Source organism: Pseudomonas sp. PDM10 (assembly GCF_014852295.1).
Taxonomy (GTDB): Bacteria; Pseudomonadota; Gammaproteobacteria; order Pseudomonadales; family Pseudomonadaceae; genus Aquipseudomonas.
Window position 1 is genome coordinate 1,150,014 of sequence record NZ_JACVBJ010000001.1, and the last position, 25,481, is coordinate 1,175,494.

The 25,481-nt window shown below is 52.9% G+C and carries 26 protein-coding genes; 8 read left to right on the forward strand and 18 right to left on the reverse strand.

The genetic code is table 11. The annotated features are described in order from the left end of the window. Positions 1-134 precede the first annotated feature (134 nt). Both IB252_RS05380 and IB252_RS05385 read right to left on the reverse strand, forming a co-directional pair. Entirely contained in the window at positions 135-827 is a 693-nt protein-coding gene (locus IB252_RS05380) for an SOS response-associated peptidase family protein (protein WP_192407267.1), read from the reverse strand. 23 nt (positions 828-850) lie between these two features. After that, the gene (locus IB252_RS05385) at positions 851-1,579 is read right to left on the reverse strand and encodes a hypothetical protein (RefSeq protein WP_192407268.1); all 729 of its coding nucleotides are present in this window, start codon (positions 1,577-1,579) and stop codon (positions 851-853) included. A 583-nt stretch (positions 1,580-2,162) separates the two neighbouring features. On the opposite strand from IB252_RS05385, the gene IB252_RS05390 reads away from it, so the two are divergent. Further along, a complete protein-coding gene (locus IB252_RS05390; protein ID WP_192407270.1) occupies positions 2,163-2,606 on the forward strand; it encodes a hypothetical protein in 444 nt (147 codons plus the stop codon). A 461-nt stretch (positions 2,607-3,067) separates the two neighbouring features. After that, positions 3,068-3,352: a hypothetical protein gene (locus tag IB252_RS05395; protein ID WP_192407271.1), complete on the forward strand. Its 285-nt coding sequence runs from the start codon at positions 3,068-3,070 to the stop codon at positions 3,350-3,352. 123 nt (positions 3,353-3,475) lie between these two features. Here IB252_RS05395 and IB252_RS05400 read toward each other — a convergent pair whose 3' ends face one another. From IB252_RS05400 to IB252_RS05410, 3 genes are all read right to left on the reverse strand, one after another. Next, positions 3,476-4,546: a hypothetical protein gene (locus tag IB252_RS05400; RefSeq protein WP_192407272.1), complete on the reverse strand. Its 1,071-nt coding sequence runs from the start codon at positions 4,544-4,546 to the stop codon at positions 3,476-3,478. A gap of 473 nt (positions 4,547-5,019) precedes the next feature. Then, complete coding sequence (locus tag IB252_RS05405) at positions 5,020-5,970, reverse strand: DUF2971 domain-containing protein (RefSeq protein ID WP_192407273.1); 951 nt, start codon at positions 5,968-5,970, stop codon at positions 5,020-5,022. Between the two features lie 309 nt (positions 5,971-6,279). Beyond that, a complete protein-coding gene (locus IB252_RS05410) occupies positions 6,280-6,489 on the reverse strand; it encodes a hypothetical protein (protein WP_192407274.1) in 210 nt (69 codons plus the stop codon). A gap of 708 nt (positions 6,490-7,197) precedes the next feature. Between IB252_RS05410 and IB252_RS05415 the strand changes: the two genes are divergently transcribed. Next, a complete protein-coding gene (locus tag IB252_RS05415) occupies positions 7,198-8,007 on the forward strand; it encodes a toll/interleukin-1 receptor domain-containing protein (RefSeq protein ID WP_192407275.1) in 810 nt (269 codons plus the stop codon). A gap of 414 nt (positions 8,008-8,421) precedes the next feature. Here IB252_RS05415 and IB252_RS05420 read toward each other — a convergent pair whose 3' ends face one another. The 4 genes from IB252_RS05420 to IB252_RS05435 form a co-directional block, all read right to left on the reverse strand. Further along, entirely contained in the window at positions 8,422-9,483 is a 1,062-nt protein-coding gene (locus IB252_RS05420; RefSeq protein ID WP_192407277.1) for a hypothetical protein, read from the reverse strand. Positions 9,484-9,491: 8 nt separating this feature from the next. Further along, positions 9,492-9,905 (reverse strand): hypothetical protein, encoded by a 414-nt coding sequence (locus IB252_RS05425; RefSeq protein ID WP_192407279.1) that lies wholly within the window; start codon positions 9,903-9,905, stop codon positions 9,492-9,494. Positions 9,906-10,146: 241 nt separating this feature from the next. Then, a complete protein-coding gene (locus IB252_RS05430) occupies positions 10,147-10,353 on the reverse strand; it encodes a hypothetical protein (RefSeq protein ID WP_192407281.1) in 207 nt (68 codons plus the stop codon). 295 nt (positions 10,354-10,648) lie between these two features. Further along, the gene (locus IB252_RS05435) at positions 10,649-12,013 is read right to left on the reverse strand and encodes a hypothetical protein (protein ID WP_192407283.1); all 1,365 of its coding nucleotides are present in this window, start codon (positions 12,011-12,013) and stop codon (positions 10,649-10,651) included. A 411-nt stretch (positions 12,014-12,424) separates the two neighbouring features. Between IB252_RS05435 and IB252_RS05440 the strand changes: the two genes are divergently transcribed. Then, positions 12,425-12,853, forward strand: a complete 429-nt coding sequence (locus IB252_RS05440) for a hypothetical protein (protein WP_192407285.1) — start codon at positions 12,425-12,427, stop codon at positions 12,851-12,853. 647 nt (positions 12,854-13,500) lie between these two features. Further along, complete coding sequence (locus IB252_RS05445; protein WP_192407597.1) at positions 13,501-13,983, forward strand: cupin domain-containing protein; 483 nt, start codon at positions 13,501-13,503, stop codon at positions 13,981-13,983. A gap of 541 nt (positions 13,984-14,524) precedes the next feature. Here IB252_RS05445 and IB252_RS05450 read toward each other — a convergent pair. Next, positions 14,525-14,794, reverse strand: a complete 270-nt coding sequence (locus tag IB252_RS05450; RefSeq protein ID WP_008151340.1) for a hypothetical protein — start codon at positions 14,792-14,794, stop codon at positions 14,525-14,527. Between the two features lie 473 nt (positions 14,795-15,267). On the opposite strand from IB252_RS05450, the gene IB252_RS05455 reads away from it, so the two are divergent. Next, on the forward strand, positions 15,268-15,486 hold the full coding sequence (locus tag IB252_RS05455; RefSeq protein ID WP_192407288.1) for a hypothetical protein: 219 nt from the start codon (positions 15,268-15,270) through the stop codon (positions 15,484-15,486). A 78-nt stretch (positions 15,487-15,564) separates the two neighbouring features. Here IB252_RS05455 and IB252_RS05460 read toward each other — a convergent pair whose 3' ends face one another. The 8 genes from IB252_RS05460 to IB252_RS05495 all read right to left on the reverse strand — a co-directional run bounded on the left by IB252_RS05460 (position 15,565) and on the right by IB252_RS05495 (position 22,269). Then, complete coding sequence (locus IB252_RS05460) at positions 15,565-16,350, reverse strand: transporter substrate-binding domain-containing protein (protein WP_192407290.1); 786 nt, start codon at positions 16,348-16,350, stop codon at positions 15,565-15,567. Between the two features lie 85 nt (positions 16,351-16,435). Then, positions 16,436-16,705 (reverse strand): heavy-metal-associated domain-containing protein, encoded by a 270-nt coding sequence (locus IB252_RS05465; protein ID WP_111450562.1) that lies wholly within the window; start codon positions 16,703-16,705, stop codon positions 16,436-16,438. A gap of 99 nt (positions 16,706-16,804) precedes the next feature. Continuing rightward, positions 16,805-17,206: a hypothetical protein gene (locus IB252_RS05470; protein WP_192407293.1), complete on the reverse strand. Its 402-nt coding sequence runs from the start codon at positions 17,204-17,206 to the stop codon at positions 16,805-16,807. Positions 17,207-17,491: 285 nt separating this feature from the next. Continuing rightward, the gene (gene copD / locus IB252_RS05475) at positions 17,492-18,427 is read right to left on the reverse strand and encodes a copper homeostasis membrane protein CopD (RefSeq protein WP_192407295.1); all 936 of its coding nucleotides are present in this window, start codon (positions 18,425-18,427) and stop codon (positions 17,492-17,494) included. Between the two features lie 3 nt (positions 18,428-18,430). Beyond that, entirely contained in the window at positions 18,431-18,802 is a 372-nt protein-coding gene (copC, locus tag IB252_RS05480; RefSeq protein ID WP_192407297.1) for a copper homeostasis periplasmic binding protein CopC, read from the reverse strand. Between the two features lie 55 nt (positions 18,803-18,857). Beyond that, positions 18,858-19,745: a copper resistance protein B gene (locus IB252_RS05485; protein ID WP_192407299.1), complete on the reverse strand. Its 888-nt coding sequence runs from the start codon at positions 19,743-19,745 to the stop codon at positions 18,858-18,860. 11 nt (positions 19,746-19,756) lie between these two features. Next, positions 19,757-21,454 (reverse strand): copper resistance system multicopper oxidase, encoded by a 1,698-nt coding sequence (locus IB252_RS05490; protein ID WP_192407301.1) that lies wholly within the window; start codon positions 21,452-21,454, stop codon positions 19,757-19,759. Positions 21,455-21,567: 113 nt separating this feature from the next. Next, positions 21,568-22,269: a murein L,D-transpeptidase catalytic domain family protein gene (locus IB252_RS05495; RefSeq protein WP_192407302.1), complete on the reverse strand. Its 702-nt coding sequence runs from the start codon at positions 22,267-22,269 to the stop codon at positions 21,568-21,570. Positions 22,270-22,351: 82 nt separating this feature from the next. Here IB252_RS05495 and IB252_RS05500 point away from each other — a divergent pair, with 82 nt between their 5' ends. Both IB252_RS05500 and IB252_RS05505 read left to right on the forward strand, forming a co-directional pair. Further along, the gene (locus IB252_RS05500; RefSeq protein ID WP_192407304.1) at positions 22,352-24,109 is read left to right on the forward strand and encodes a L,D-transpeptidase family protein; all 1,758 of its coding nucleotides are present in this window, start codon (positions 22,352-22,354) and stop codon (positions 24,107-24,109) included. 194 nt (positions 24,110-24,303) lie between these two features. Then, positions 24,304-25,095: a lipopolysaccharide biosynthesis protein gene (locus IB252_RS05505; protein WP_225607271.1), complete on the forward strand. Its 792-nt coding sequence runs from the start codon at positions 24,304-24,306 to the stop codon at positions 25,093-25,095. The last annotated feature ends 386 nt before the right edge of the window (positions 25,096-25,481 follow it).

Below are 25,481 nucleotides of genomic sequence, written 5' to 3' on the forward strand. Positions count from 1 at the left end.
CCATTTTCTGCAAACATGGATGGAGGTAGTTGCTGTTGCTGGGTGTGGCTAGTTGAAAGGGCTTGCACATTAAGGCTGTTAATTACACGAAAAGTGTAAATCATGTCGTAAACACTTCAACCGCATCAAGCTGATCAAAGCAGTGCTGGGTCGGCCGGTGCAATGAGTGCCGCACCCTGATTGCGGACATTGCCTACTGCGCGATCAACCTTGAACCAATCGAATGCCTCGGTGGGCTCACCCTGAAGCAGGACTATCTGTTCGGCGCGCTCCTTGGGCGTGCCCGGGGCCAGCCATTCCCGGGCCAGGTCCGGCGATAACGTTACTGGCCGCCGGTCGTGAATGTCTACCATACCCCCGGCGCTGTCGGCGGTGATGATCACGAAGCCGTCATGCTCACTTGGTTCGTGCTCCCCGATCGGATACTGGCCAATCGCGGCACAGAGGATTGGCGTCCGGTCGCGATGGCGGATCAGGTAGGGCTGCTTCTTCGGTCCGCCTTCGTAAACCCACTCAAACCAGTTGTCGATCGCGATGATGGCTCGGTGCGGCCAGATCGCTTTGAAGAATGGCCCGTGGGCGACTTTCTCCACCCGAGCATTGATCGGCGCGGCGCGGTCTTTGGCCCAGTGCGGACGCCAGCCCCAACGAACCATGTCAGCGCGCAGGTATTCACCATCTCGGTGAAAGAGGGCGAGCTGAGTGGTCGGCGCGGCGTTATAGCGTTCGAAAGGCTGGTCGCTGGCATAGTTGAGCAGGGCGTTGGGGATGCTGAGCGCCGCGACGAAGTCGTGAATGCCCCGGTACTGGGAAAGGCGTCCGCACATGATTGCACCCTCCGGCTGTGTATTCAGGGTAGACCAGTGGGGGCCGGCTTCGTTACAAATCCTCGGCCGGCGCAGGTCGGGCAGTCTTCACACCGGTCAAAACGATCAAGGCAACTCGGGCAGATACAGTACCTGGCCAGGTCGATAAGCGGCCGCACTCTTTCGAAGGTGCGCAGGTCGCGGCACTCCTGGGCGACTTGGGCGGCGTCCACCAATGCGCGGTAGAGGTCAGGATCCTCGATCGGCTCGTAGGTGACGCCCTCGACTGTTCTTCCCGTTTCTATGAGGTCGTACTGCTGCCCATCCGGCAGGGTCAAGGTAAGCCCGATGATTCTCGCCACAGCCCCGGACGGGCTGAACAGCAGGTTCGCACCAGTGGCATCGCGGTAAATCTTCCCGTCATAGGAGGATCGCGCACCGTCGGCCAGCGTGCTCGTGGCATAGAAAATCGAACGCCCAATCTTGCCGAGCAGCTCGGTGTTTCCGTGCCGCATGACGTCGTAGGTAGAGGCGCCGCAGTAGCGGCCCGGTGTGGTCTGCAATTCTTCTACGGCGTGCCAGTAGGCGGCGTTCGCCATTTCGTTCATGTCGAACTGCTGGAGTTCATCGATCACCCCCTCGACGACCAGGGTCGCGCTCATTGAATGAAGGGTCTGTCGGTGGGCCTCGGGGTTCTGCATTCGAAAGTCGTGGTCATCGAGGCTCGAGCGCCACTGCTGAAGTCTCAGCGCTTTAGCCTGGTCGAAATTCATGACGGGTTCGCTGTACAAATACTGGTTACATGTACAGTAATCGAGAAGAGACGATCCGGCGAGTGGGAGGCGACGAGCAGTCGTTTCAAGTCGTGCCTGTCTCAAGCAGGTCTTCCGCCGCCGTGGACCAGCGGCGATAGCTCAGGGTGTCTAAGGCGCGCTCACAGCTCGACTACAAACCCGAGCAGCCCGATCCCGTCGGGAAACTTGCCCACGGCACTTAGGCTCGCCCAGGTGCGCAACGCTTCGCGCCGGGAGCGCACAGGCACTAGGCGCGCGGCCGTTAGCCCAACGTAAGAATTACACCGACATGTTGAGGGGTGTTTGCTAAGTTTGCAGGGGCAATGAAATCAGGGGTTTGATGCCCAGGCGAACTCAGTTTTTCGTGCTAAAACCTTGTGCCTGTATCAGTTAGGGCGTTCTACCAATACTGTTGCACTTTGGGTGTAACTTATAAAGTGGAAAGGCTGAACAAGGCGAAATCTACCTTATTGACACCAAAGGACGGGCGATCTTGCCGCGACCAACTACTCTCTTGATGCGGTAATACTGTGACGCTATAAAAATTCGAAGGAATAGACAAATGAAGAGGCAGGACCTAGAACAAAAAATCCTTGCTGAGTTAGGCGACCGGAGAGCCGGAGTAGTAAATCGTAATGCTATCAGTGCTTTGTTCGGTGCTTTTACTGATCCAGTTGCAGCGCTCGGAAAGATTTTTCTGGGACGCGCAGACGCTATCGATGCTGAAAGGTTGAAGATTGAGCGAGGGTGCATTCTTGATTTGCTGTGTGCCATTGATGATGCCTTGGTCAATGTGGGGGAGGCAGCGAAGGCTCAAGGAGTGGTTATAGACGGGCTGATCGAGACAGTCGCGTTTGATGTCGAGGATGTTGTCGGCGTTGATCTTGACAGCAGTGCAGGCCAAACAAGATTTTTGAGCGGGACGCATATAAAAACGGAAGCAACTGGAGCCAAGCGGGTAACCGGACTGAAAATAGGCGGCTCGAACCGTCCTGAGGAGCACTGATGAAAAGCGAAGTATATTTTGGGCATCACTGTCCTACGTGCAACACCACAGTTGGAGTTCTAGCATCAGTTGGCGGGGTGGCTAGATGCCCCAGCTGTAAGGGACCTCTTATAGCTGCTGCGGGTAGTCCACGCACCGAATCGATTGCTAATTTTAAGTGCGAGCACTGCGGGACCCAAGTGGGCTTGCTCAGTGTTGTTGGCGGAAGAGCTCGGTGCCCTGGATGTAAAGCCGAAATAACATAGGAACTATTCTTTTCTCTCGTTGGGACTAAAAAGAGGCCTCCAGCCTCTTTTTAAAAGGCTCAACTGTAGGTGGCTACATTTGATCTTCCGCGCAGATCCCTGCACTAATGATTGCGTCGTCCACTCAACGCTTCCCGTAACAGAGCGGCGGGTTGGCTTTTAGGCTCCAGGAGTTTTCATCATTCCTCACGTGATATAGCACATTGATTGCAGATCATGAACAAGAGACTTGTTTTCTGGCCTTCAAGAATGCACACGAGGGCTATCTCTTCGGCAATGCATTACCTGGTGATCCACCGAGTTGTGTTGCTGGAAGCGGGCAAGGTTCCAATCGATATGGATGGCGGCACTCAAGATTTGTCGGTGCGATTTGAAGATCCCAATGCTGGATACAATCTTTCGAAGGGGACGATGCTGGAAGTCCAGTTCGTTATGCGATCCGCTGGCGGTTGCTTTTTACCGTTTTCAGGCGACTCTGCAACGGTAGTAAGTATTAACTGAGCGTGTCCTAGTTAACGGTTTATTGGTCTAATAACGCAAGAGGAGGCCAAATTTGACCCCCTGCAAAATCAACTATGTCTCTCAGAAGAAGACTGAGAATCACATAGAACGTTATTGAGCAACTTATTGACTGGTCAGGGCTTTGGCCTTTGTGGAAAACTCAGCCTGTGCCTCATCGCCATACATATTGATTTCCGTCAAATTCGCTCTGTAGGTAGCAACACAGCCTTCTGCCATAGGTCTAAACATGGCCTCGATATTTACAAGGTTAGCGTTGATTTCAGTGGTGTATTTATCTACCCATGGCTGGGTATTGTTTAGGAGATAGTCAACATTGGAATACACTACGCTGGCGATAGCCATGTCTATCCCTCCATCGGTCACGGCTGGATTTCCGGGTTGTCCGTGCGACTGAATAACTTGATTGAATGACGTAAAGAGAGCGGAGCACGAAGCGAATTTCATTGCCTTCGGCAGATCAAACGGACGAGGGGGGCGTATTTTTGGGTCAGGTACGGCTTGTTGTTTGGCTACGCTAGCTAGGTAATTTTGGTCTGCGACGGGCAAAATAGTCTTGATGTCAGTTTGCAAGTTCATGTAAAGATTTATATACCCATTATAGTAGTTTTTATCTTTTTGATTGACACACAATGACTTAAGATAATGAAGATCCTCCACTCCCTGTTCTATCCGTTTTGATCTGACTTTCTCCAAGACATCATTGGACTGCCGCATGCCATATACGTATGTTGGTCTTGTGTCACTCAAAAGATCTGCGATCTGTCGTGGAAATACAAAAGTCATAGCCGCAGAGCATGTATTTTCATCTGGGATAAATTGGCCTCGAGATGCGAATGCACGAAATCCATCTATGTCTTTTAAATTAAGAGAGTCGACGGTATAAATGGGTACGATGGGTTCACCGTTTTCGATAATCAGCGGCGAATATATTTCGCTTAATTTTTGGTAGGCTTGTAGGGATTTAGCGGCTCCTCCATCTCTAGCAGAACCGAGAGCTTGCCAAATTTCTACCATTTTAAGCTGTTCTAATAGGGTGCCGTAACTTTTCTGAGTATTAATGTCTGCACGTTTGGAATGAAAGGCGCCATCATTCGCGGCTAAAACGATCAGAGAGTAGCCGGATAGCCCTGCCAAAGAAATTGATAGGACTAATCTTTTCGCTATGTTATTCATTGCTATCCTTTCGAATGAATGATGTGTGACAACATAAAGCCAGCAGGCTTATTTTTAGTTTCCTTCCGGCTATATCGGCTACAGGCATAATATCTTTAACTCAGATGTATTCTGTAGCCTCCGAGTCCATAGAGAGTTTGGTATAGCTATTCGTGTTATCTGCTGGGTATCTCAAAATAGACCAGTAAAGCTACGTCGCTAGATACGAACTTGTAGGAGCTTTACTTGATTTTCAAGTATCCCCATTCGGCTCTCTAGATCGTTCTTTAGCTGGTCATGCCTAGCAGAAAGATTGTTATGCCGTTGCTCATTAAAAGCATTCAGTGACGTAATCCTGTCTTGGATCACAGTTGAATCTATTTGCAACAGGCGAAACTGGTAAAGCAAAGCACAGATAACCCTTGATATTTTGGTGTTTTATACCATTTATCATTGATGTTCCAACACAATCAGGGTGTGAGAGAATAATGAATTTATTGCCTTCTCCCTATTTCTAGGAATGTTTTTAAATAGTTGTCGAGTATGCCTGCGCGATCCAGCATTCTAAATGAGTTTCTATGTTCCGCATCTTTTTCATGGTTGTCAGTGATGCTGCACCATGCGCATTGTTTGGACTGAACATTGGATTTTGGCTCTAAGCATGAAGCGCACCGATCGGTGTGTAAAACAATATCGCTGCCATCGAACGTGTATGTATTGTTGTCACTGTCTAGAAGATACGGGTTTGTAGAGCTTCTGCCGATACGCTTCTCAAAATATTTACACCCGATTTTATCGGAAATTTCTCTTATTTGCTTTTTTGTTTCTGGGGATGATTTCGCACCCACAATTATAGAGCTCACAAAGTCAGCCGGAAAATAAAGAAGTGAAAGGTTTTCGTTTATTTTGTTGGATGCTTTTTGGTTCGTGATCAGCCGTCTTTCTTGTTCGTAGCTCCAGCAGGTTTGCTTTGTAAAGTACGCCGCGCTCGAGACAGCCTGCCAAAGGAATCCTACATGTCTTGGTTTACATAATACGTATGCACGCTGCAGCATGTCTTGCATGTGATCATGGGGATTATCTTGATAGTCGATGTCACCGAAGCTTTCTGCGGCCTCTTGTTCTCTTAGCCATTTCTTTAGCTTGTCTTCATTTATTTCTACAACGAATCCCTGCGAGTTGGATGCATAGTGCGCCCACATGGGGGTTATTAATGGGGACTTGGAGAAGCATGTAACCGGTCTTTCGGTTACCATCGAGATTATTTCTTTATAGTACGCTAGGATTTTTGGTTCTTGATTGTAGTCAATAGTTAGAAAAAATTCGAACGGATCGTTGTAGTCCTTGAGGTAAGATAACTTAAGACTGCATTTATTATCAGTTAGTAAAAACTTATCTGCTATATCTGGCCCCATGTATTTATAGATGTTTTTATTATCGTCCATAATGGTGCGTCTCTGAGTTTAGTAGTTCGAGTTGTCATTTGGCGAGGGCAGAATGCCATGTCTGCTCGGCAAATTGGAAGGAGGTATCACTGAATAGCCACAGATTTTCTAGACGCTTCCGACAGGCAGCTTTTGGCCGAGGCCGTGTAAAAACGTTTTCGACCAGTAACGGCGAGCTGAATCGGGTCAAATAACACGATTCTAGGGGAATTTCAGGTGTTTGACTGACCAGAACGCCGGCAGATTTTACGTAGCGACGCAGACCTAAAAATGATGGATGCGTTTTTACACAGCCTGGACCGCTAACTGTCACTCAGGTGTCATTAGGACTGCGAGCGTCAGCTTGATGAACTCCTCATTTTTGTCGATGGTGTCCAGGGCTCCACGAACATTGTCGGCGACGTCGGCCGATCCGCGCTGCTCAACCCAATTTGAGAGTTCCAAAATGGCGGCTTCCAGGGCGAGCTGGTTTTCATTGATTTTGTACAGCAGGGAAGGGAGCAGGTCTGAATTTGGCATCGCGATTCCTCCGTGAAAAGGAAAGCGTAGCAGCTTGAAAACTTCATGGGTCGGGTGGATTCATGGAGGTTGGGCGCCAATGCACCGAGGTATTTGACAGGCGCGACAGTGCTTGGGATTGGAGCCGAAAATGGTTGCTTAAAATTTGCTACGGGGGGTGAAAGAGGAGGCAGACTTTAATGACGGGCGAATATTGCTGGTACGAAATTGGTACGGAGGTTTTTTGGCCGCCATCTGGGCCTTTATTTTCTGGCGTGTGGCGGTAAGTAAGTCCAATCCATCATGGGTATAAATCTATGGGGGCAAGTGGTCGATTTTGGCTGGAAGCAGTTTGTAAAAACACTTTAGATTAGATTGACCTTCGTTAGGGTTACCTGGCGACACCGTGAACTAGGGCAATGCGGCAGGCGAGGATGGGGCAAAAATGGGGCAAACCGTACGCCAATCCATGCCATTCAATGCCAATCATGCGTTTGTGCATGCAGTGGTGATATGCGCTGAGCCCCCATAAACACATGGGGTTGGGGCTTAATGACCGGAATACTCCAGCACAATTGGCGTGTGATGAGATGGCGGAGCGTAGCGAATGTGTGTGGAGCGCTCGTTAGAATGATGTTTTCGAGATACGCTTGTGGCCGTTTTTGCTCGAGCCGCTCATTGATTGGTCAAGAGTTTGCTCATCATTTGGTTTTCCAGTGGGGAGGGGGTATGGCACAAAAAATGATTTTCCTGTCGCACATTCATGAAGAAAAAGCGCTTGCCTTAAAAATCAAGGAGGCTTTAGAAAACGAGTTCGCGGGCTTTGTAGATGTTTTTGTGTCTTCTGATGGTGTCAGTATCCCAGCAGGCGCAAATTTTCTGAAGAGAATTGAAACTGGCTTGACCGATTGTATTGGGGCCATTTATTTAATTAGCCCGGCCTCAGTCAAACGCAACTGGATTAATTTTGAGTTGGGAGCTGTTTGGGTTCGCAATGTGATCAGTCAACGAGATGGTAACCAAGAAATACCTGCGATTCCTGTATGTCACTCTGGATCGACGCCAGGTACGTTGCCATCACCACTCAATAATTTAAATGGCATTATTGCGAATCAGGCTTCACAACTAGAGTTTGCATTCCGTTCTCTGCAGCTTGCTGTAGGTGGGAGAGGACAGCTGAGAACTGACTTTGACGCGCTGGCGAATCAAGTAGTCGCTTTTGAGGCTGACTACACGCTTGGGGCAAGTGTAGTTAAAATGCTAGATATCCTGGGAGGGACCGAGCAAAAGCGTGCTCTAGTGCGTAATTGTGAAAAGCTAGGAATCGAGGCCCAAGTGGACCTTGGATGTGGTTTCGTTGAGACTAATAAGATCCAAATCCTAACGGAGCTCCAAGTAACAGCTCTGAAGGAGCACGTACGTTTGGTTGTAGAAAATCCTGGAACGAGTTTCCTACCTGGTGGGGCAGTGAATGGTGCTGAGTTGACAGTAGTTTTTGCAGCAGGGCTCATCTTAAGGTTCAAAGATTTGATTGAGTGACGAGTAGCGGGGCTTAGGGCAAATTTAGGGCAAATTCTGGACCGGTGAAAACCGGGTTAAGCCAGTTCAAACATTGGATCACCCCTATTTTTTTGGTCTACAGCGGCCCACAAGGACCGCTGAAGGGGTTCGAATCCCTATCTATGCCCTGCCATTTACTAGAAATGCGTCGACCGGTTGAATCCACAACCCAAAGCGGACGTCCAGACTTTCGGGTTCGGATGGATATCGCCCACAGCGTGATATGAGATCCAACTATCCGCGCGAATCCGATCTAGCAACGCTGCGTTAGTCGCTGGTAATTCCAACCCACGACAGATGGCAATCGACCGTGGGCCGAGTAGCATGAGTGTCGGAACGACTCTCCCCCCTTTGTGCCTCAACACCAACACGAGTTATTGATAGAGGCGGTGCTCAGTTGATATGTTCTATACGGTCGGGCACAACAGCAGAAAATGGAAGATTATTTCCGGGGTAATAGGTATGCGACACCTTTTGAAATGTGCGAGAGATAGAAGATCTATTAGAACTTAATGCGGCAGCCATTGCTCTTGCGATTGTGGTTCCGGCAAGGTGATCCAAATATAAAAACTGTCCGGCAGGATTGACTTCTAAGAAGTAAAGGTCGCCCTGTAAGTCTTCACGAAAGTCAAATGCCCCGTACCGGATGCCATAATTTTTCATAAAGGCTAGAATTTTTGTGCGTAATTCATCGTTGAGGGTGGCTGATTCAGCTTTATTTTTTATATCGATACGAACATCGTAAGGGTATCTAGAGTTTTTTAGGCAAAAACGAACAGGGAATATCTGGTCATCTATGACTATTATTCGATAGTCGTAAGCGCCATCAATATATTCTTGTAAAATGATAGGGCAGAATCCTATGCTGTCTTTTAGATGGTTTTCGTATGTATCTTTGTAAGGTCGGGTTGGCTGCCAAAAATCTTCATTTCCAGCAAATGACTTAAATATTGTTTTGCTGTTATTTTGCTTGATGAAATTGATAGCGTCTTCATAGACGTTGGTGGCGATGGTTTTCGGAACGGATAGGCCGACTTCTGTCGCTACTTCTAATTGTCGGAATTTGCAGTCAGCTGTTTCGTTTTTTTTGTACGGATTGTACCAGCGCACATTAGGGAGAGCTGCCAATACCGCCAGTGCACTTTGCCAGAAGCGTAAATACTCCTCATTAACGAAGCTGTGTGTTTTGATGTCGCTAGGCACCTCTGCATAAATGGGCTGGGGACGCCTCCACCATATAGTCTCCAGTTCGGACACTTCCAAACGGTCACCTGAGCTACTTGTGAGTTGGAGTGCGGATTTTTCTCCGAGTTTCAGGCTAGCTCCGAAGCTTCTACAAAATTCGCCAAAATCCAGTATGTATGGGACGGTGCCTTTATCTAAATTTTCAAGTACCGCAGTTACATGCACATCGCTCGGGTGGGAAAAGATTATGCAGCTAGGCTTTATCAGCATCGTACACCTCACCAAGATGGCCAGAACGCAGTGTCTTCTACTCGTTTTCTTGCCCCGCTCCTGAGTAGTCTTAAATCGGGAGATGGTTGTGGTCCGTGAGGTATATTGTATCCGGCTGCTAAAGGGTCATCATAGCTTTTAAGTGGGGAATATCCGTCGTCGTCATAATATTTTGGATAGGTATTTGCTTCCTCGTCTGCGTAAGCCTCAAGCGCAGGGTCCTTTACCGATGTTTCAATTGTTATTTGGGCATCTGGCTTTAAGTAATAACCATTTATACCCCCGCTTTGCGAAGTGATAGGCACAATTTTCTCAATGTCCGTTGTTCTTACGTAAATGTCTTTTCCATTCGGGAATGTAAGCCTAGTCTGGTCAGACTTATTTTGGTCGGCGTGCTCGAAGCAATACAGTATGTCTCTCATTGTGGTGTCCTCGCTGCATGGCTAGCCATGCAACTATAGACTTGGTCTATAGATGTCGCATCTTCGGTGAGTTATGATTTCAGACTAATGAAGATGGATTTAATAGCGCCCGGCGATAGGTCTAGGCTGTGTCCACTTGTATGACCAAAGTCAACCTGATCTTTTTCGCAAAACTGACCCATTTTTTTGGACAACCCGACAGGCGAGCAGGGTTGAGCAATGTCCGATTTTAGCTGTGGATTCAACTGGTCATCATCACCGCGAGCGTCATCTTGATAAATTCCTCATTGCGATCGATCGCGACCAGAGCGCCGCGCACGTTGCCGGCCACTTCGGCTGAACCGCGCTGCTCGACCCAAAGCGTAAGCTCCATGATGGCGGCTTCAAGGGCGAGTCGGTTTTCGTTGAGCTTGAAGAGTAGGGAAGGGAGTAAGTCAGAATTTGGCATCGCGAATCCTCCGTGAAGAATTCAGCGTAGCAGTCGAATTTTGATAGGGGGGACTTACCGCCACCATATGCAAAGGGCTACACCCCCAAGACTAAAAACCAAGAACCGGTAGTGTCCGTGACTGGCCTGTCTTACAGCCTGCTTAAAAATTGCTACAAAGAGAAAAAATAAAACGGGATGGGCTAGGCCGGCCGGGGCTGAAGTGGACGGCTACATCCAATCCATCATCAGGAAACGGAAGAGTCTCAAGGGGTACCGATGGGTTGGGAAAATCGGCACTGATTTAGAGATACTCCTAAGCCTCAGAGGGAAGCTTGACCTGGCGATACTCAAGTGGAAGATTCAATTTTCCCGTAAGGTATCTGAGATATCTCTCGTCCTCAGGGCTCAGAGCTGTCCGACCAACCGCAACCAGCCTAACCGCTTTTTCTGGTAGCTCATTCCAGTAGTACGCGTACTCGAGTAGCTGACCAATCGCCAAGCGCAAAACCCTACGGGTGCAGAAATCTGACTTAACTTCGAAGAGGATGTTCTCCATTTCCGTTGTTACGGTGACATCTACAAAATTTTCTTCGAAGACGATATTCGCCCCAGGGTATTCAATCTTCAGTTCCTCATGCAGGGCGGCCTGCATTATCCCATGCTCTGGCGAGCACTCCCGTCCCGAGCCGCCGCTCCTGAAATAGCTGTCTTGAATGGGAGGAAGATTCTGTCCTTTCCGAGCCGGGCGGCGTGTATTCACCGTTTCTGGCAGGGAGGTCTCGTGATTAAGCTCAATGAGCTGATAACGGTTGTAGTGCAGCACGGGGTCCCCAGCCTTGGCAAATGTGTTTGGCGGATACCACTCAACATCTTCTGGGCGAAAACGAACATTCAACACGTAAGGGGCCCATTCACCGTTCCCCAATCCACTTCTATCACCATCTACAGTGTCTATTTCCTCCAGCATGCGGTCATACCACCCAACGCGCTTGTAGTGATCCAATGCCGCAATGCCTTGAGCTTCATCTAGGAACTCGATATGGCGAATACGGGCCACATAGCGGCGCCCATCAGGAGTAAGGGTGTAGAGCACAACATCACCTGCACGCTCACCACGTGCGAGCCGTGACTCCCAGCCCTTGTTTACTCCTTGAAGAAAGCCATATTGCCAGCCTCCAATTTGCCATTCGAATCGAAAAAGCCACTCCTCATGGCCATAGCCGTGCTGTGAGGAAAAGGTATTCGATGCTTCGGCTGCGCTCCTGGTGGGGTACTGCCAATTGGAGTCATTTTTACAGATTCGGGTGATATAGCTCGTTACTGTCCTTGTCGTCGATTTTTGGCTAATTGAGTTCACGTTGCCAGCTTCTACTTCAGCTCGGATAGTGGCGGCTGCTGATGCCAATCTATTGGGAACACCGAAAAATTCCCACCAGACGAGTTCGCAGCCTTTGCCCCCATTAGGAAGCCCCTGAAGGCCTGCATCTATGTGAGAAGGTTCGAAATGGCTGAAGTTGGCAAGCTTCATCACAACAGCGTCTGGACTACGGAAATTTTGGGGCATAGACCGCCCCATTAGCGCTCCCATTCGTCTCAGGAAATCAGATAGCTCCTCAACATCTGGGTCATCTTGTAAAAATGTTTCTCGCGGGTGATTCAAGAAAAGATCGAGAGCCAATATCAACTCGTTCCGCGACCACGATGGGCTACGGCGATTTTTGGTTTGTCTCGCTGGGGTTCTGTCCATGATGGTGGCTCATTTGTTTTCGGTGAGTAGGTTGAGCTGAGCTTAGCGAAACCCAACGCCCCCGCCTGCTCAATCTCCAGCATCAACTCCGTCCCCTAATTTTTCACGCTGCCTGGATCGATTGCGGCCTGTCGTGAGGGGCTGCATTCGACCCAAAACTGACGGTGGATGATTGGCAGTGATCGGCCAATAGCGTCCCATGGACACGCTACAATGACAGCGTAATGTGCACAGAAGTCATGTCGCTTTTTCTCCTCACTTTATGCTGTTTTTTTGGCTCGATACAAAGCAACTCAAGGGCACTCCGCGGCCCCTTAACCCCGCACTAGATCAGGAGGCTATATGGCACATCGAATCTTCATCATAAATTCGGACAAGAGCATCGATACCGTCTCGCAGAAGTCTTTTGAGAATTTTTACCTTCGAGATGCGCCCACACTCACCCGTTATGCGAGCCAGGAAATTCATGTGGCTATTGTGTTCTACACACTCAAAGACAAAAGACCCGATCAAATCATGAAGATCGACAGTTTGCGCGTAGCTGTCAAAAATGATGGATCACTTGATCACGATCGGAGGCTTGATTCAATACTTCTGAGCATGGATCGAACTGCCCCAATCTCTAATAAACAAATCACTAGCACACCGTCGAAAACGATAATAGATGCTAAAGCGAAGTTCGACGAAAGGCGCTGGGCTCAATATCACCCGGAAATTCCAGTCCTCGCAATAAAACATATCTTACAAAAACTTTTCAGGGTCGTGACATAACAGTTCATCCAGTTTTTAGTACGGACTAATTGATATGCTAGGTTCTTTTTTACCTCAACCACTTGCAAGGTCCACGTGAGTTGTGCCGCCTTTATCCCAAGCAAGGGGCGACTCCCCAGACGACAAAATAAGAACCTGTAGTGCCCGTGACAGGCCTGTGTGAATACCTGCTTAAAAATTGCTACAAAGGTGAAGAAGTAAAATGGGGTGGACTAAGCGGGCCGGGCCTCTGGTGGATGGCTACATCCAATCCATCATGGGCGCCACGCTGAAGCGGCGGGAGAGCGGGGAGGGTGTTGCGTTGGATACGGACATTAGGGATCTGGATCGGTGAGGCTGGGAGGTGGGGAGTTTATCAGGATTGGGCTGGCGGGGCGTTGGTGAGTCTTGTTACTGCTGATCTGCGGCCGTCATCCTTGGCACCGCCAATGGCTGACTTGACAGCGAACAGCACAGCGCCAGCTGTGGGAGCCCACAGTCCATACCAGTGCGTTATAGCACTGTTCACTAATGGGTATATCCACGCTTCAACATTCGGCTACCGTCATCGTATATGTCTTGATTGCGCAGGCTCTGCTCCTGTGCGTTGAAGCTATATTTGCCTCTGCTGTGATACACCCACAGCCCCCAAACACGAGGAAACCATGATGAACTCCCACAAAGCTGTCGCTGTTTCGCTGGCCTTGCTCAGCGCAGCCTTCCTGACATCTGCCGCCCTGGCCGAGGGAGCGGGTTTAATTGCCGCCACCCCATCCGAACTCAAGTGGACAGCCGCGCCGTCGGTGGGGCCTGGTGCGATGATTGCTGTGATTGAAGGTGACCTGAAAGCCGCCGAGCCCTTCACCCTGCGCTTGAAGCTGCCGGCAAATACGAAAATCGGCGTGCATACCCATCCCGTGACCGAGCGCGTAACCGTTATATCAGGCATCTTCTACTTCGCCACCGGAGACACATTCGATTCGGCACGGGCCAAGGCCTATCAACCGGGTGACACCCTGATCATTCCCGTCGGCATGCCGATGTACGGCGCCAGTCGAGAACAGGAAACCGTGCTCCAACTCCACGGCACGGGGCCTTGGGGGATCACCTACCTCAACCCGGCGGACGACCCCAGAAACAGCAAAATGTAGCGAGCGACAACCAGGTAAAATGAATCAATCGTACCTGAGCCCCGTTGGCTCCGTTTTCACCTACAGAATTTCCTTAGGGGTCAAGCCGCAGGCGCCTACTTGCGGCTATCGTAGAAGGCCTTGGCAGCATCTTCCCAGTTGGCTCCGTCAAATTGTCGAACTGGTAGGGACGAGAGATCGACCTCATTAATGCAGCGCCTTGCACCTGTTTGTTCTCAACCCCAGTTGGGCGGTGAGTTGCTAAGGAAATGAGGTGGTACAAAATTGGTACATGTAAAAATTAGAGTGCGCTTCCGGCCTTTATTTACTGGGTTTTCAGCAAAAATAATTCCCATCCATCATCGGGGCGATGGAGAAGCGACGGGAGAGAGAGGCGGGTGTTGGGAGCGTTGGGCGTTTATCAGGATTGGGGGGGGGCGGGAGTTAGTTGATCACGACATAGGCGAATCTTGCAGCAGTTTTTTAGCGTGTGAGTGGAGGAAGTCTAGGAACGAGATAGATGGGTCAACGAGGCGTCCGAGGAGGACGCCCCTTTGTGACATCAGGACGGTTCAGCATCCATACGTCGCGCAACGACATCCAGCACATCGCAGCCATCGCGCAAAGGTATGCAGCAAAGCATTGCGAAGTCGCTGAGTATCACTGAATCCGTGGTGATGTCGCCGCGCATTGCGAGGTTTTCCAGGATCTGCGTTACCGCACCAATTCGGTAGCGTGCGGTGCTAAGCAGTGAGTGCAGCGGTTGGGTGGTGTTTACGTACAGCGAGGGGAGGTCGTCGGCGTTGCTGGTTAAAGCCATAAATTCTTTCATGTGAAGCTCCATTAATTTGAGAAAACTACTACTCAATCGTCGCCAAACGAATGGGTGGTAGCCGTACGCGGGTTGGCGAACCGGGCAATGGAGAAACCGGCAGACCCTAAGGTCTCCCGCGCACAGCCACCATAAAACAGGCAGCTAAGTGCGTTCCGAAACGCTACGAAAATGCTCGAAGGTTTCAGTTCAATTGCCATCGAGTCGCCAAACCCGACACGCCATTTTGGCGTTGGGTGGACTATAGGCCTCGTGACAAAAGCACAGCAATGGACAAGTGTACGGACAATTCCCAGAGTCGTGTAGGACGTTGCTCTTTTAACAGTTTGTCTGGGAAACACCCATTTTTGCCTAAAACAATCACTACCTGAACCAACGCTGTCACCCAGCAAAGTTTCATAATCCCAGGCAGCCTTGCGGCATAGGATAACGACCTAAGGTCACCGCGCTTCCCACCCACAGGAAACTGAAAAATGATCTCGAACCTCTTCAAAGTCGCTCTGATCGCCGGCGCATTGCTATTGAGCGCCTGTTCGGGGGCAAGCACCCATAGCGAATTTTCGGAAGCCAACCTGCCGTCTGCCGGTTTTGGTCCGGGGCCTGCCAACAACCCCAATAAGATGAATTTCCATGGCAGTGCGCTCGGCAACAGCTTCGGCGAGTACAGTTCGGGGTTGTTGCACGACGATTAACGGCGGAAGTGTTTCCGCCGTTTTGCGTTTTGCCTGATGTGCCGTGTGCTTTGGGTTGGCGACTGCTGTATAGCGCGGCTATTTGGGCTCGGGCGTGGCTATCCACTGGCCCAAAACTTTCTGGTAGTTGCCTGTCACCTTGGCCAGGTGCAGCCACTGATCGACGTACAACTTCCAGGTCATGTCATCACGCGGCAGCAAGTAAGCCTTCTCGCCGTATTGCATGAATTGCTTCGGGTTCACCGCGCACAAACCAGGTTTGAGTTTCTGCTGATACAGCGCTTCCGAAGCATCAGTGATCATCACGTCAGCCTTCTTGTCCAGTAGCTCCTGGAAGATGGTCACGTTGTCGTGAAGCCGTAATTGCGCTTTGGGTAGAAAGGCGTGAACGAAGGCTTCGTTGGTGCCGCCGGCCGGTTCGACCAGGCGAACCGAAGGCTGGTTGATTTGCTCGACGGTCTGGTACAGCGCCTGATCTTCGCAACGCACCAGCGGGATTTTGCCGTCGACGTCCAGCGTGGTGCTGAAGAAGGCCTTTTTCTGGCGTTCCAGCGTCACCGAGATGCCGCCGACGCCGATGTCGCATTTGCCCGCGAGCATGTCGGGCATCAGGGTTTTCCAGGTGGTCTGCACCCACTCGACTTTGACGCCGAGGCTGTCGGCCAGCGAGCGGGCCATGGCGATGTCGATGCCCGAGTATTCGCCGTCTTCGGTTTTGACGGTGTAGGGTTTATAGTCGCCTGTTGTGCACACGCGCAATTGGCCCTGTTGGATGACGCTGTCCAAGTGCGATTGCTCTGCCTGAGCACCAAACGATAGAGCGAGCAGGCCACCGAGCATCATTGTGCTTTTCAGGTTGTTCATTGTTTTCCGGCTTCCATGATGGAGAGGGTGCTGAGAGTACTTACTTTCTGCTGCTCCGCTCAACTTCATCCTCGCCGGGGTGGACTCAGTGACAGCAGCAACTTGAACCGCCGCAGCCAGATTTCTTCTTTACGCTTTCGTGTTTGTCTTCTGTCAGTACGCTTGCTGGATACCCTGCCTCCTTCAATGCCGATAACAGAACATCGCTCTGGGTATCTCCAGTCACCTTGACCCGACCGGACGCCAGATCGACAGTCACTTCGCCCACTCCTGCGAGCGGTTGCAACGCGGCGTTGATGTGTTTGACGCAACTCCCGCAGCTCATGCCTTCGACTTGCAGTTCAGTGCTGTTCATTACGTAAACCTCTTTGACTGTGAGCGGCAGGTGGTGTGATGAAGTAGATCGATGGTTGACCTTGTCACGATGGCAAGGTCAAGCGCTTCTTAAAGGGCGTTAGTTGTTCATCGGCATCTTCATCATGCTCGACTGCTGATCCATCATTTTCATCATCATGCCCATCATCTGGTCTGAGCGGTCCTTGCCGCCGGACATGCCTTTGCCCATTCCCATGCCTTGGCAATGGTTGTGCATCATGCCCATGCTGTCCTTCATCGTGGCCATGCCTTCTTGCATGGCGGCCTGGCGTTCGGCCGGGGTTTTGGCGGCGATCATTTTTTCGTGGGCGGCCTGCATTTTTTCCATCTGCTCGCTCATGGCCTTGTCTTGTGCGGTGGCCGTGGCGGCGGTGGTCGGTGCGGTAGGCGGTGTGTCGGGGTGATTTTCCTCGACGGCCAGAGCAGCCAATGGGCTACTGATGAGCAGTGCGGCGACGAGTGCTTTGAAGTGCATATGCATGGCAATCTCCAGTGAGTCAGGGACGTACAGGAACTGTTGGGCCGCGCTAAAGTGGCGAAGCCAAAGGGAGCGTCCGGAATTGCGGACGCCCGGAGGACGGTTTTAATTGTTGAAGCGAACGAAGCGCAGGCGTAAGGGCGGCCACAGTGCGAGCACTTGGCGGATCAACAACGGTAGGTGAGTGCGGAACCGGAGCATAGTGCGTACTCGATCCGAGGGGTGACCTTGAGCTTAGTCCCGAGCAAGAGGCCGTCATTGATCCATATCAAGTGGTGCCCCTTTACGTTACTCCGCGCTCATTTCCATCTCTGGACTCAACGTCCCCAGCCAGGCCACCAACCCCACAATCAACACGGCCGCCGCCAATTCAACCACCACGCTGCGCCGCAACGTATTCGCCGCCACCCGATACTGACCCTCACGCAACGACCGCTCCAAAAACGGCCCCAGGTGAAACCGGTTCAACGCGGCGAGCACCAGCATCCCGGCAAACAGCGCGATTTTGATGGACAGTAAAATCCCGTAGGTACTGAGCAATACATCGTCGAGCGTTGGGCCCACGATGAACAGGTAGTTCACGATTCCCGTGACCGTGATGACGGCCACGATCACTGCGCCTACTCCTTCAAATTGGCGGACAGCCCGAGCCAGCAATCTGATGCGTTCTTCGGTTTGCAGATCGTTGATCTTTGCCATCAAGGCAAGCGCGACCAGCGCCCCGAACCAGGCCCCCGAAGCCAGCAAATGCGAGATGTCAGTGATAAAGTGCCAGTAACGACGGTCACCTTCATCCATCGCCCCATGACCGCTCCAGGTCAGGCTGGCGAGGGCGATAGCGCCGGCAAAAGACGCGATCAGCAGGCTGAACCCGGGCGCACGTGGATTGAGCATCATCGCCAAACCGCCGACAACCAACGCGACAATGCGCACGACCCAGGCCAGCCCGACATCCGTCTCAAACACCATCATCTCGATATGTGGGCGCAGCTCGGCAAAGTCCGTCTCGCCGCTCATGGCGCTCGCCATCATCACCATGCTGGCGATGGAAAACAGCACAGCCAGCACCGCCGTTCCCACCAACATCGACCGAAACGGCAACGCCGCGCCCGATATCCGTTCCTGTCCTTTAAGGCTATAGAGCCCAAACAGCGCCAGCCCAAACAACAACATCAAATCCACATACAACCCAAAGCGCAGTGCAATGCTGACCGAGTCGCTCATCAATCACTTCACTTTGAACGTAACGTTGCCGGTAATCGGGTGGGTGTCCGATGACACCGCGCGCCATTCGACTTTGTAGGTGCCGGCAGGCAGTGGCGAAAGCGGTGTGATGACCATGGTTTTCGGATCGCTGCCACCAGAGACTTTGGCTTTCATCGGCATGGGGGAGTGCGCCATGCCGGGCATTTCGGTCATGACCAGTTTTGCGCCGGAGAACTGGGTCATGAGGTTTTCCGAGAAGTGCAGTTCGACGGTGCCGGGTGCCGCGCCATCCGCACCTTCGGCCGGGGTGGAGGACAGCAGTTTCGGGTGTGCTTGAGCGAGCGCGCTCATGAGCAGTCCAATGACAACAGCGGTAGTTTTAATCATGCGCATGCAAGGCCTCTTACCGCTTTAAGCGGTTGTTTTTTTGGTTGTTGAGTTAATGCGTTTAGAACCACAGGCGAACACCGAGGACCAGGCGTGCTTCGCTGCGATCCTCACCTTCATCGTTGGCGTAGTCGGCGGTTTTGCCGTAGGTCCGGTTCCAGGTCACGCCGATATAGGGCGCGATTTCCCGGCGGATTTCATAGCGCAGCCGCAGGCCGGCTTCGGTGTTGGATAACCCGGAACCGATCCCCCGTTGCGGATCGTTTTTGCCGTAGAAGTTGAGTTCGGCGGTCGGCTGCAGGATCAGCCGGTTGGTCAGCAGGATGTCGTAGTCGCCTTCCAGTCGTGCAGCGGTTTGGCCGCCTTCGCCGATGAAGGCAGTGGCCTCGGCTTCGAAGTTGTACAGCGCCATGCCTTGCACGCCGAACGCGGCCCAGGTTTGCGGGTCGCCGGGTTTGAAGTCCTGGCGAACGCCGGTCACCACGTCCCACCACGGGGAGATTGCGTGCCCCCACAGGGCCTGGATTTCGGCGTCTTCGGTTTTGCCGTTGGTGCGTTCGCCTTCGGAGCGCAACCACAGGCGATCGATGTCGCCGCCGATCCAGCCGGAGAGATCCCAGGCCAGGGTGCTGCCGTTGTCAGCGTCCTGCCATTCGAGTTTGTCGGCGAGGAAGTAGTAGTTGAGCGCGGTGTCATGCACGTTGTGCCCGGTCGGGCTTGCGTACACGGCGGCGCGGTCGGCATCGGTCAGCGCCGGGATCGGCGTGCGACTTTCGGTCGGCGCGGCGGGCTGCATCTGGCCGTCGTCCATGCTTTGCATTTGGCTATGGTCCATGCCCGGCATCTGGCTGTGATCCATGTTCTGCATGTCGTCGGTGGCGGCCATCGCCGAGGAGAGCGTCAGGCTCGCGGTCACGAGTGCCAAAGAGAGGGAAGTGAGTCTGGTCATGGATAGGCGCCTCATTCTTCCACCCGAACTTCACGGAACATGCCCATTTCCATGTGGTACAGGAGATGGCAGTGATAGGCCCAACGGCCGAGTGCGTCGGCGGTGACCCGATAGCTGCGTCGGGAACCGGGCGGCATGTCGATGGTGTGTTTGCGCACCATGAATTCACCGTTCTCGTCTTCGAGGTCGCTCCACATGCCGTGCAGATGGATCGGGTGAGTCATCATCGTGTCGTTGACCAGCACCACCCGAACCCGCTCGCCGTATTTGAGGCGCACAGGTTCGGCGTCGGAGAACTTCACGCCGTTGAACGACCAGGCGAATTTCTCCATGTGGCCGGTGAGGTGCAGTTCGATGGTACGGCTGGGGTCGCGACCGTCCGGGTCTTCGAAGGTGCTGCGCAGGTCGGAATAGGTCAGGACGCGGCGGCCGTTGTTGCGCAGGCCCAGGCCGGGATCGTCGAGTTTGGGGGCGGTGGTCATGGCTTGCATGTCCACCAGCGGGTTGTCTTTTTCCGTCTCGGGATGGGACTGCATGCCGGGCATGGCCATGGTGCTGTGATCCATGCCCGCCATGCTGCCGTGATCCATGCCGCCCATGCCCATGTCATCCATGGTCACCAGCGGCCGTGGGTCCAGCGGCGGTACCGGCGCGGATAAACCCGCCTTCGCTGCCAGCGTGCCGCGTGCAAAGCCAGTCCGATCCATCGACTGGGCGAACAAGGTGTAAGCGGCTTCGGTTGGCTCGACAATCACATCGAAGGTCTCGGCCACCGCAATGCGAAACTCATCGACGCTCACCGGTTTGACGTGCAGGCCATCCGCAGCGACCACCGTCATTTTCAACCCGGGAATGCGCACGTCGAAGTAGGTCATGGCGGAGCCATTGATGAAGCGCAGGCGCAGCTTCTCGCCCGGCCGGAACACGCCCGTCCAGTTCGAGTTCGGCGCCAGGCCATTCATCAAGTAGGTGTAAGTTGCGCCGCTGACGTCGGCCAGGTCGGTGGGGTTCATTCTCATTTCGGCCCACATCTTTCGGTCGGCGACTGTGGAACCCCAACCTTTCTCGCTGACGTCGTGGATGAAATCACCCACGGTGGGCTTGTTGTAGTTGTAGTAATCGGACTGTTTTTTCAGCGTCTTCATCAGGCTGATCGGATCTTCATCGGTCCAGTCGGTCAGCATCACCACGTAATCGCGGTCGTACTGGAACGGCTCCGGTTCCTTGGCGTCAATCACCAGCGGCCCGTAAACGCCGGACTGCTCCTGAAAACCCGAATGGCTGTGGTACCAGTAAGTGCCGTTTTGCCGGACCTTGAACTGGTAGACGTACATGCCATCCGGCTCGATGCCGTGAAAGCTCAGTCCTGGCACGCCGTCCATGTTGGCCGGCAGCAAGATGCCGTGCCAGTGAATGGAGGTGTTGGCGTTGAGTGTGTTCTTCACCCGCAGCGTCACCGTGTCACCTTCGCGCCAGCGCAACAGGGGGCCGGGAATACCGCCGTTGATGGTCATCGCGGTGCGCGGGTTGCCGGTGATGTTGACCGGGGTTTCGCCGATGAACAGGTCGAAGTCGGTGCCCGCCAAAACCTGGGGCTCGCCAGGGCTGGTGACCGCCCAGACAGGCGTGCGCCATAACCCGAGCCCGCCGAGGAGCCCGCCCGCGGCCAGCCCCTTCACGAAGGTGCGTCTTGATGTGTTGGAATGCATTCCGTTTTCCCGGTCCGTCAGCGTGGAGAGAGCTTGACGACGAGGCTAACGGGCGGTGCCTTTCAGCAGCCTGAGGCGGGGATTACAGTTTTGTCAGGTTCATGCTGTATTTATTAGCGTGTACCGGGTGTTGACGCTGAGGCCACAGTGCCGCCACCGCAATTGATATAGGAAGACGACTTCAACCAGCGCTGATCCGGATAGTAAGAAAACAACAACTGCCCATCTTTCATCGAATCAATCAACTTATGCGCAATCGCCGGCCGCACCGCCGGACAACCCAGGCTTCTACCGATCCGGCCATTCGCTCGGGCAAGAACCGGACTGACATAGGGCGCCCCGTGAATAACGATCGCCCGCTCTAATGCGTTGTCATTGAACCCCGGCTCCAGACCTTCCATGCGCAAGGAATAACCGTTCTGGCCGACATAGCTCGATTGGGTCCGATATAAACCAAGGCTGGTGGCAAAGCTTTCATTCTGGTTGGAGAACTTGACCGCCATGTTCTCGCCGCTGTTGCGACCGTGGGCGACCAGTTCGTGGAACAGTAATTTGCGTTTCTTCAGATCGAACACCCACAACCGTTGTTCGGTCGAAGGCAGTGAGTAGTCGATGACAGCGAGTCTTTGGACAGGGGCTTTGCCTTGGGCCAAGCTGCATTGGGTAGCGCGTACGGCCAGCCCGATGACTTTGGCGTTGGCGTCAGGTGCTGCTTTGAGCAGCGCGGCTTCAAGCGAATCGGCGTAGGCTGCCGGTACTGAAACTGACGTCAGCAGCAGGGCCGTGAATAGGAAGCCAAAGCGGTCTAGCGCCATATGTAAATCTCACATTAATGTTTCGAGTCTAGCAGTGTGCAGAAGTGCTAGCCGTTGAATACGGGGCGATTAAGGATTATCCATGGGGCAGTTAACAAGGTTATTCGTCATAAGCCGCATCTTTTTTATGGGCTTTCTGATCAGCGGCGCAGCGATTGCAGAAACTTCGCCGATTGAGGCGGTATCTGCCGTCATCAGCAGAGCTGGCGCGGCACCTGACGATTACGTCGCTCAAACGATTCAGGCGGCATTTGAGCCATTGAGTTCATCGTTTCCACCCTTGCTCACTTCCCGTGGCTATCGACGGGTGGATCCGAGTCGTGTGGTGATGGATTTTTACATGCATCGGGGTTATCGCTCGGCTTGGGCGAACGACAGCGATGTCATCCAGTTGTTGAAAAGCCTGAGCGAGACCCAGGCCGATGGGTTGGACCCTGCGGACTTTCATATTGATGAGTTGGCGAAGGCCAGAGCGTCGATGCAGGCAGCAGAGCCGACGGTGGCGCAACGGGCGGCATTCGATATCGCGGCGACCCGGACCTTTGTCACCGCGCTGCTGCAATTGCGGCGCGGCAAGGTTGACCCTTCGCGTCTGGACATCCATTGGAACTTCGACCCCGTCGGCGCCGATCCTCGTGGAGACATGAATAACTTGTTCGCCGCGCTCGATGCTCATGACGTGGCACGCGCTTTCGCCGAAGCACCGCCACAAGAGGCGGTTTACCGCAGCCTGCGCGTGGGCCTGGCGCAACTGCGCAAGGTTCGGGACGCGGGTGGCTGGCCGAAGATTGCCGAAGGCCAGTCGCTCAAGCCAGGCATGGATGACGCCTCTGTCGCGCAGTTGCGAGCACGTTTGGTGGCAGGTGGTTATCTGGCCCCATCAAAAAAGCCACGCACTGATTACGACGACAGCGTCACTGCAGCGGTGAAAAAGTATCAGGCCGAGCAATACCTGGGGGCGGATGGCGTGGCGGGGGCCGCGACACTGGCTGCGTTGAATGTGCCCGTAGAGGCGCGGATAGACCAGGTTCGGGTGAACATGGAGCGTGCGCGTTGGTTGCTGTACAAACTTCAGGGCACTTTTGTCATCGTTGATATTGCGGGTTACAAGGTGGCGTTTTATCGCGACGGTAAGGCGATATGGCGTTCCCGGGTTCAGGTCGGTAAGCCGTTCCGCAGTACGCCGGTGTTTCAATCCGAGATTACTTATGTGACGTTCAACCCCACCTGGACCGTGCCGCCGACCATCCTCGTCAAAGACATGCTGCCGAAGATTCAAAGAGATCCCGGCTACCTTGCGGCCAACCGGATAAGAGCGCTTGATCGAGAGGGGAATGTGCTCGATCCAGCGACCGTCGACTGGAATAATGCGCGCGGTATCACGCTGCGACAGGATGCAGGCCCGGACGGCTCGCTCGGGCAGGTGGCCATTCGGTTTCCCAATGAGTATTCGATTTACCTCCACGACACGCCGCATCGCGAACTGTTTGCGCAATCGCGTCGAGCCACCAGTTCAGGCTGCATACGCGTGGAGAACCCACTGCAGTTAGTTGAACTGCTGTTCAACGACCCGGTTCGTTGGAACAGCGCCGGAATACAGGCCCAGTTGGCTAATGGCAAGACCGAAAACATCAGGCTTCCCGTCAAGGTGCCGGTGCTGTTGGCTTACTGGACGGTGGACCTGAGTAGCGATGGTCGAGTGATGTTTAAACCGGATGTATACGGGTACGATTCCGCGGTACTGCGGGGATTGAATCTGCCTTCGGAATTGCCTGTTCTGGATGTGCGACGAGCAGGAACTTCCGCTGTTGCAACGGGGCAAAACCGGCAATGGCCGTGAAGGAAGCGGGACTTGCTATCCGTATGTAACGGTCAGGTCATCGATGCACCAACGATGCAAGCGCTCTGCATCAACCTTTGCGCTCCGTCGCAGATTCCGGGGTTGGCGAAGCCAAAAGGTTGGCTCTCCCGTTGAAAACTATCACAATGCAAAATAGTCACCGATCATCGATGTAAAGGGATAGGAAATTGAAGATGGATGTTGCACAAAAAAAACCATCACTCAACACAGGTATGCTTGATGTGCATGACCTCGATGAGTGCCGCAACATCCAAAAAGGTGCCGTGTTTATCATCGCCTCGGGGGCGTCAGCTAAAGATTTTCCGCTGGAAAAGTTTGCAGATGTTCCGATGATCACAATGAACGGCGCCATTTCCATGTTCTCCGGGACAGGTATCAAGCCGTTCTTTTATGCCTGTACCGATCAAGGCTTTTCCCGACAGCAACCCGAACTGTTTTCAGAGGGCATGCGCATCAGTCAGCGAGTTGCACTGTGGCAAGAGCACATCTGGCATACGACAGTAGCGCCTGAGGGCGAGCTGTATTTGCTCGGTCGAGCACCCAAGCTCTCCTGGACAGACCTGGTGTTCAGGGCCGATAAAGAACTCGTCAGAAGTCGCAAACTCGGAAATGGCCGTAATAGAACCCTTGGTTTCAGCAAGAACCTTAAACGCGGTTTTTTTGATGCCCGTACGGTGGCCTATCTGGCGTTACAGATTGCCTATCACGTGGGGTTTACCAAGGTGTTTTTAGTGGGCGTCGACTTGAATCAGTCGGTGAGCCGTTTTTACGAAGAGGCCGGCACGTTAGCGTCGCCATGCCTGCTCGATCAGCATTTTTATACGAGAATCCTGCCGTCGTTCGAGATCTTGTCCAAGTACGTCGTGGATGAAGATTTTCAGGTCTACAACTTATCCAGTTCTTCAAGGATTCCGGGTGAGCTCATTCCGCGAGTGACGTTGGATGAGATCGACAAGTTGATCTAAAGGTTGTTCGTACTTTATTGAAATGGGTGCCCTCGAGGCTAATGCCGATCAGTTAAGGAACGACACATTCCGTAGCATTGCGGCTTAACTGATCGGAATTACGCCCTCGAGAATGGGGGCTTGCTGAGCCCCCTTATTGATTCCCTACAGCTCCTGATTCCTCCCGAAAAAAACTCTACCAACGCCCGTTGCAACCCGGTCAGCGCTCCCTCGCGGCTGATCAATGCCAACTCGGTCGGTGGCAATTCGGACAGGTCGGTGCACACCGTGTGCTAATGCGCCAGGGCGGGCAGAAAGTGCTCGGGCGCATTTGCACCGTGCGATGCGGCGGCTAGCCAAAGGACATTTGCCCCATACCCCCCCGTAGACTAAGCTCACAAAAAATA

Bases quoted from the DNA above. Each gene is read 5' to 3' on its own strand.
- IB252_RS05380 (WP_192407267.1), bottom strand. From the start codon at position 827: ATGTGCGGACGCCTTTCCCAGTACCGGGGCATTCACGACTTCGTCGCG.
- IB252_RS05385 (WP_192407268.1), bottom strand. From the start codon at position 1,579: ATGAATTTCGACCAGGCTAAAGCGCTGAGACTTCAGCAGTGGCGCTCG.
- IB252_RS05390 (WP_192407270.1), top strand. From the start codon at position 2,163: ATGAAGAGGCAGGACCTAGAACAAAAAATCCTTGCTGAGTTAGGCGAC.
- IB252_RS05395 (WP_192407271.1), top strand. From the start codon at position 3,068: ATGAACAAGAGACTTGTTTTCTGGCCTTCAAGAATGCACACGAGGGCT.
- IB252_RS05400 (WP_192407272.1), bottom strand. From the start codon at position 4,546: ATGAATAACATAGCGAAAAGATTAGTCCTATCAATTTCTTTGGCAGGG.
- IB252_RS05405 (WP_192407273.1), bottom strand. From the start codon at position 5,970: ATGGACGATAATAAAAACATCTATAAATACATGGGGCCAGATATAGCA.
- IB252_RS05410 (WP_192407274.1), bottom strand. From the start codon at position 6,489: ATGCCAAATTCAGACCTGCTCCCTTCCCTGCTGTACAAAATCAATGAA.
- IB252_RS05415 (WP_192407275.1), top strand. From the start codon at position 7,198: ATGGCACAAAAAATGATTTTCCTGTCGCACATTCATGAAGAAAAAGCG.
- IB252_RS05420 (WP_192407277.1), bottom strand. From the start codon at position 9,483: ATGCTGATAAAGCCTAGCTGCATAATCTTTTCCCACCCGAGCGATGTG.
- IB252_RS05425 (WP_192407279.1), bottom strand. From the start codon at position 9,905: ATGAGAGACATACTGTATTGCTTCGAGCACGCCGACCAAAATAAGTCT.
- IB252_RS05430 (WP_192407281.1), bottom strand. From the start codon at position 10,353: ATGCCAAATTCTGACTTACTCCCTTCCCTACTCTTCAAGCTCAACGAA.
- IB252_RS05440 (WP_192407285.1), top strand. From the start codon at position 12,425: ATGGCACATCGAATCTTCATCATAAATTCGGACAAGAGCATCGATACC.
- IB252_RS05445 (WP_192407597.1), top strand. From the start codon at position 13,501: ATGAACTCCCACAAAGCTGTCGCTGTTTCGCTGGCCTTGCTCAGCGCA.
- IB252_RS05450 (WP_008151340.1), bottom strand. From the start codon at position 14,794: ATGAAAGAATTTATGGCTTTAACCAGCAACGCCGACGACCTCCCCTCG.
- IB252_RS05455 (WP_192407288.1), top strand. From the start codon at position 15,268: ATGATCTCGAACCTCTTCAAAGTCGCTCTGATCGCCGGCGCATTGCTA.
- IB252_RS05460 (WP_192407290.1), bottom strand. From the start codon at position 16,350: ATGAACAACCTGAAAAGCACAATGATGCTCGGTGGCCTGCTCGCTCTA.
- IB252_RS05465 (WP_111450562.1), bottom strand. From the start codon at position 16,705: ATGAACAGCACTGAACTGCAAGTCGAAGGCATGAGCTGCGGGAGTTGC.
- IB252_RS05470 (WP_192407293.1), bottom strand. From the start codon at position 17,206: ATGCATATGCACTTCAAAGCACTCGTCGCCGCACTGCTCATCAGTAGC.
- copD (WP_192407295.1), bottom strand. From the start codon at position 18,427: ATGAGCGACTCGGTCAGCATTGCACTGCGCTTTGGGTTGTATGTGGAT.
- copC (WP_192407297.1), bottom strand. From the start codon at position 18,802: ATGCGCATGATTAAAACTACCGCTGTTGTCATTGGACTGCTCATGAGC.
- IB252_RS05485 (WP_192407299.1), bottom strand. From the start codon at position 19,745: ATGACCAGACTCACTTCCCTCTCTTTGGCACTCGTGACCGCGAGCCTG.
- IB252_RS05490 (WP_192407301.1), bottom strand. From the start codon at position 21,454: ATGCATTCCAACACATCAAGACGCACCTTCGTGAAGGGGCTGGCCGCG.
- IB252_RS05495 (WP_192407302.1), bottom strand. From the start codon at position 22,269: ATGGCGCTAGACCGCTTTGGCTTCCTATTCACGGCCCTGCTGCTGACG.
- IB252_RS05500 (WP_192407304.1), top strand. From the start codon at position 22,352: ATGGGGCAGTTAACAAGGTTATTCGTCATAAGCCGCATCTTTTTTATG.
- IB252_RS05505 (WP_225607271.1), top strand. From the start codon at position 24,304: ATGGATGTTGCACAAAAAAAACCATCACTCAACACAGGTATGCTTGAT.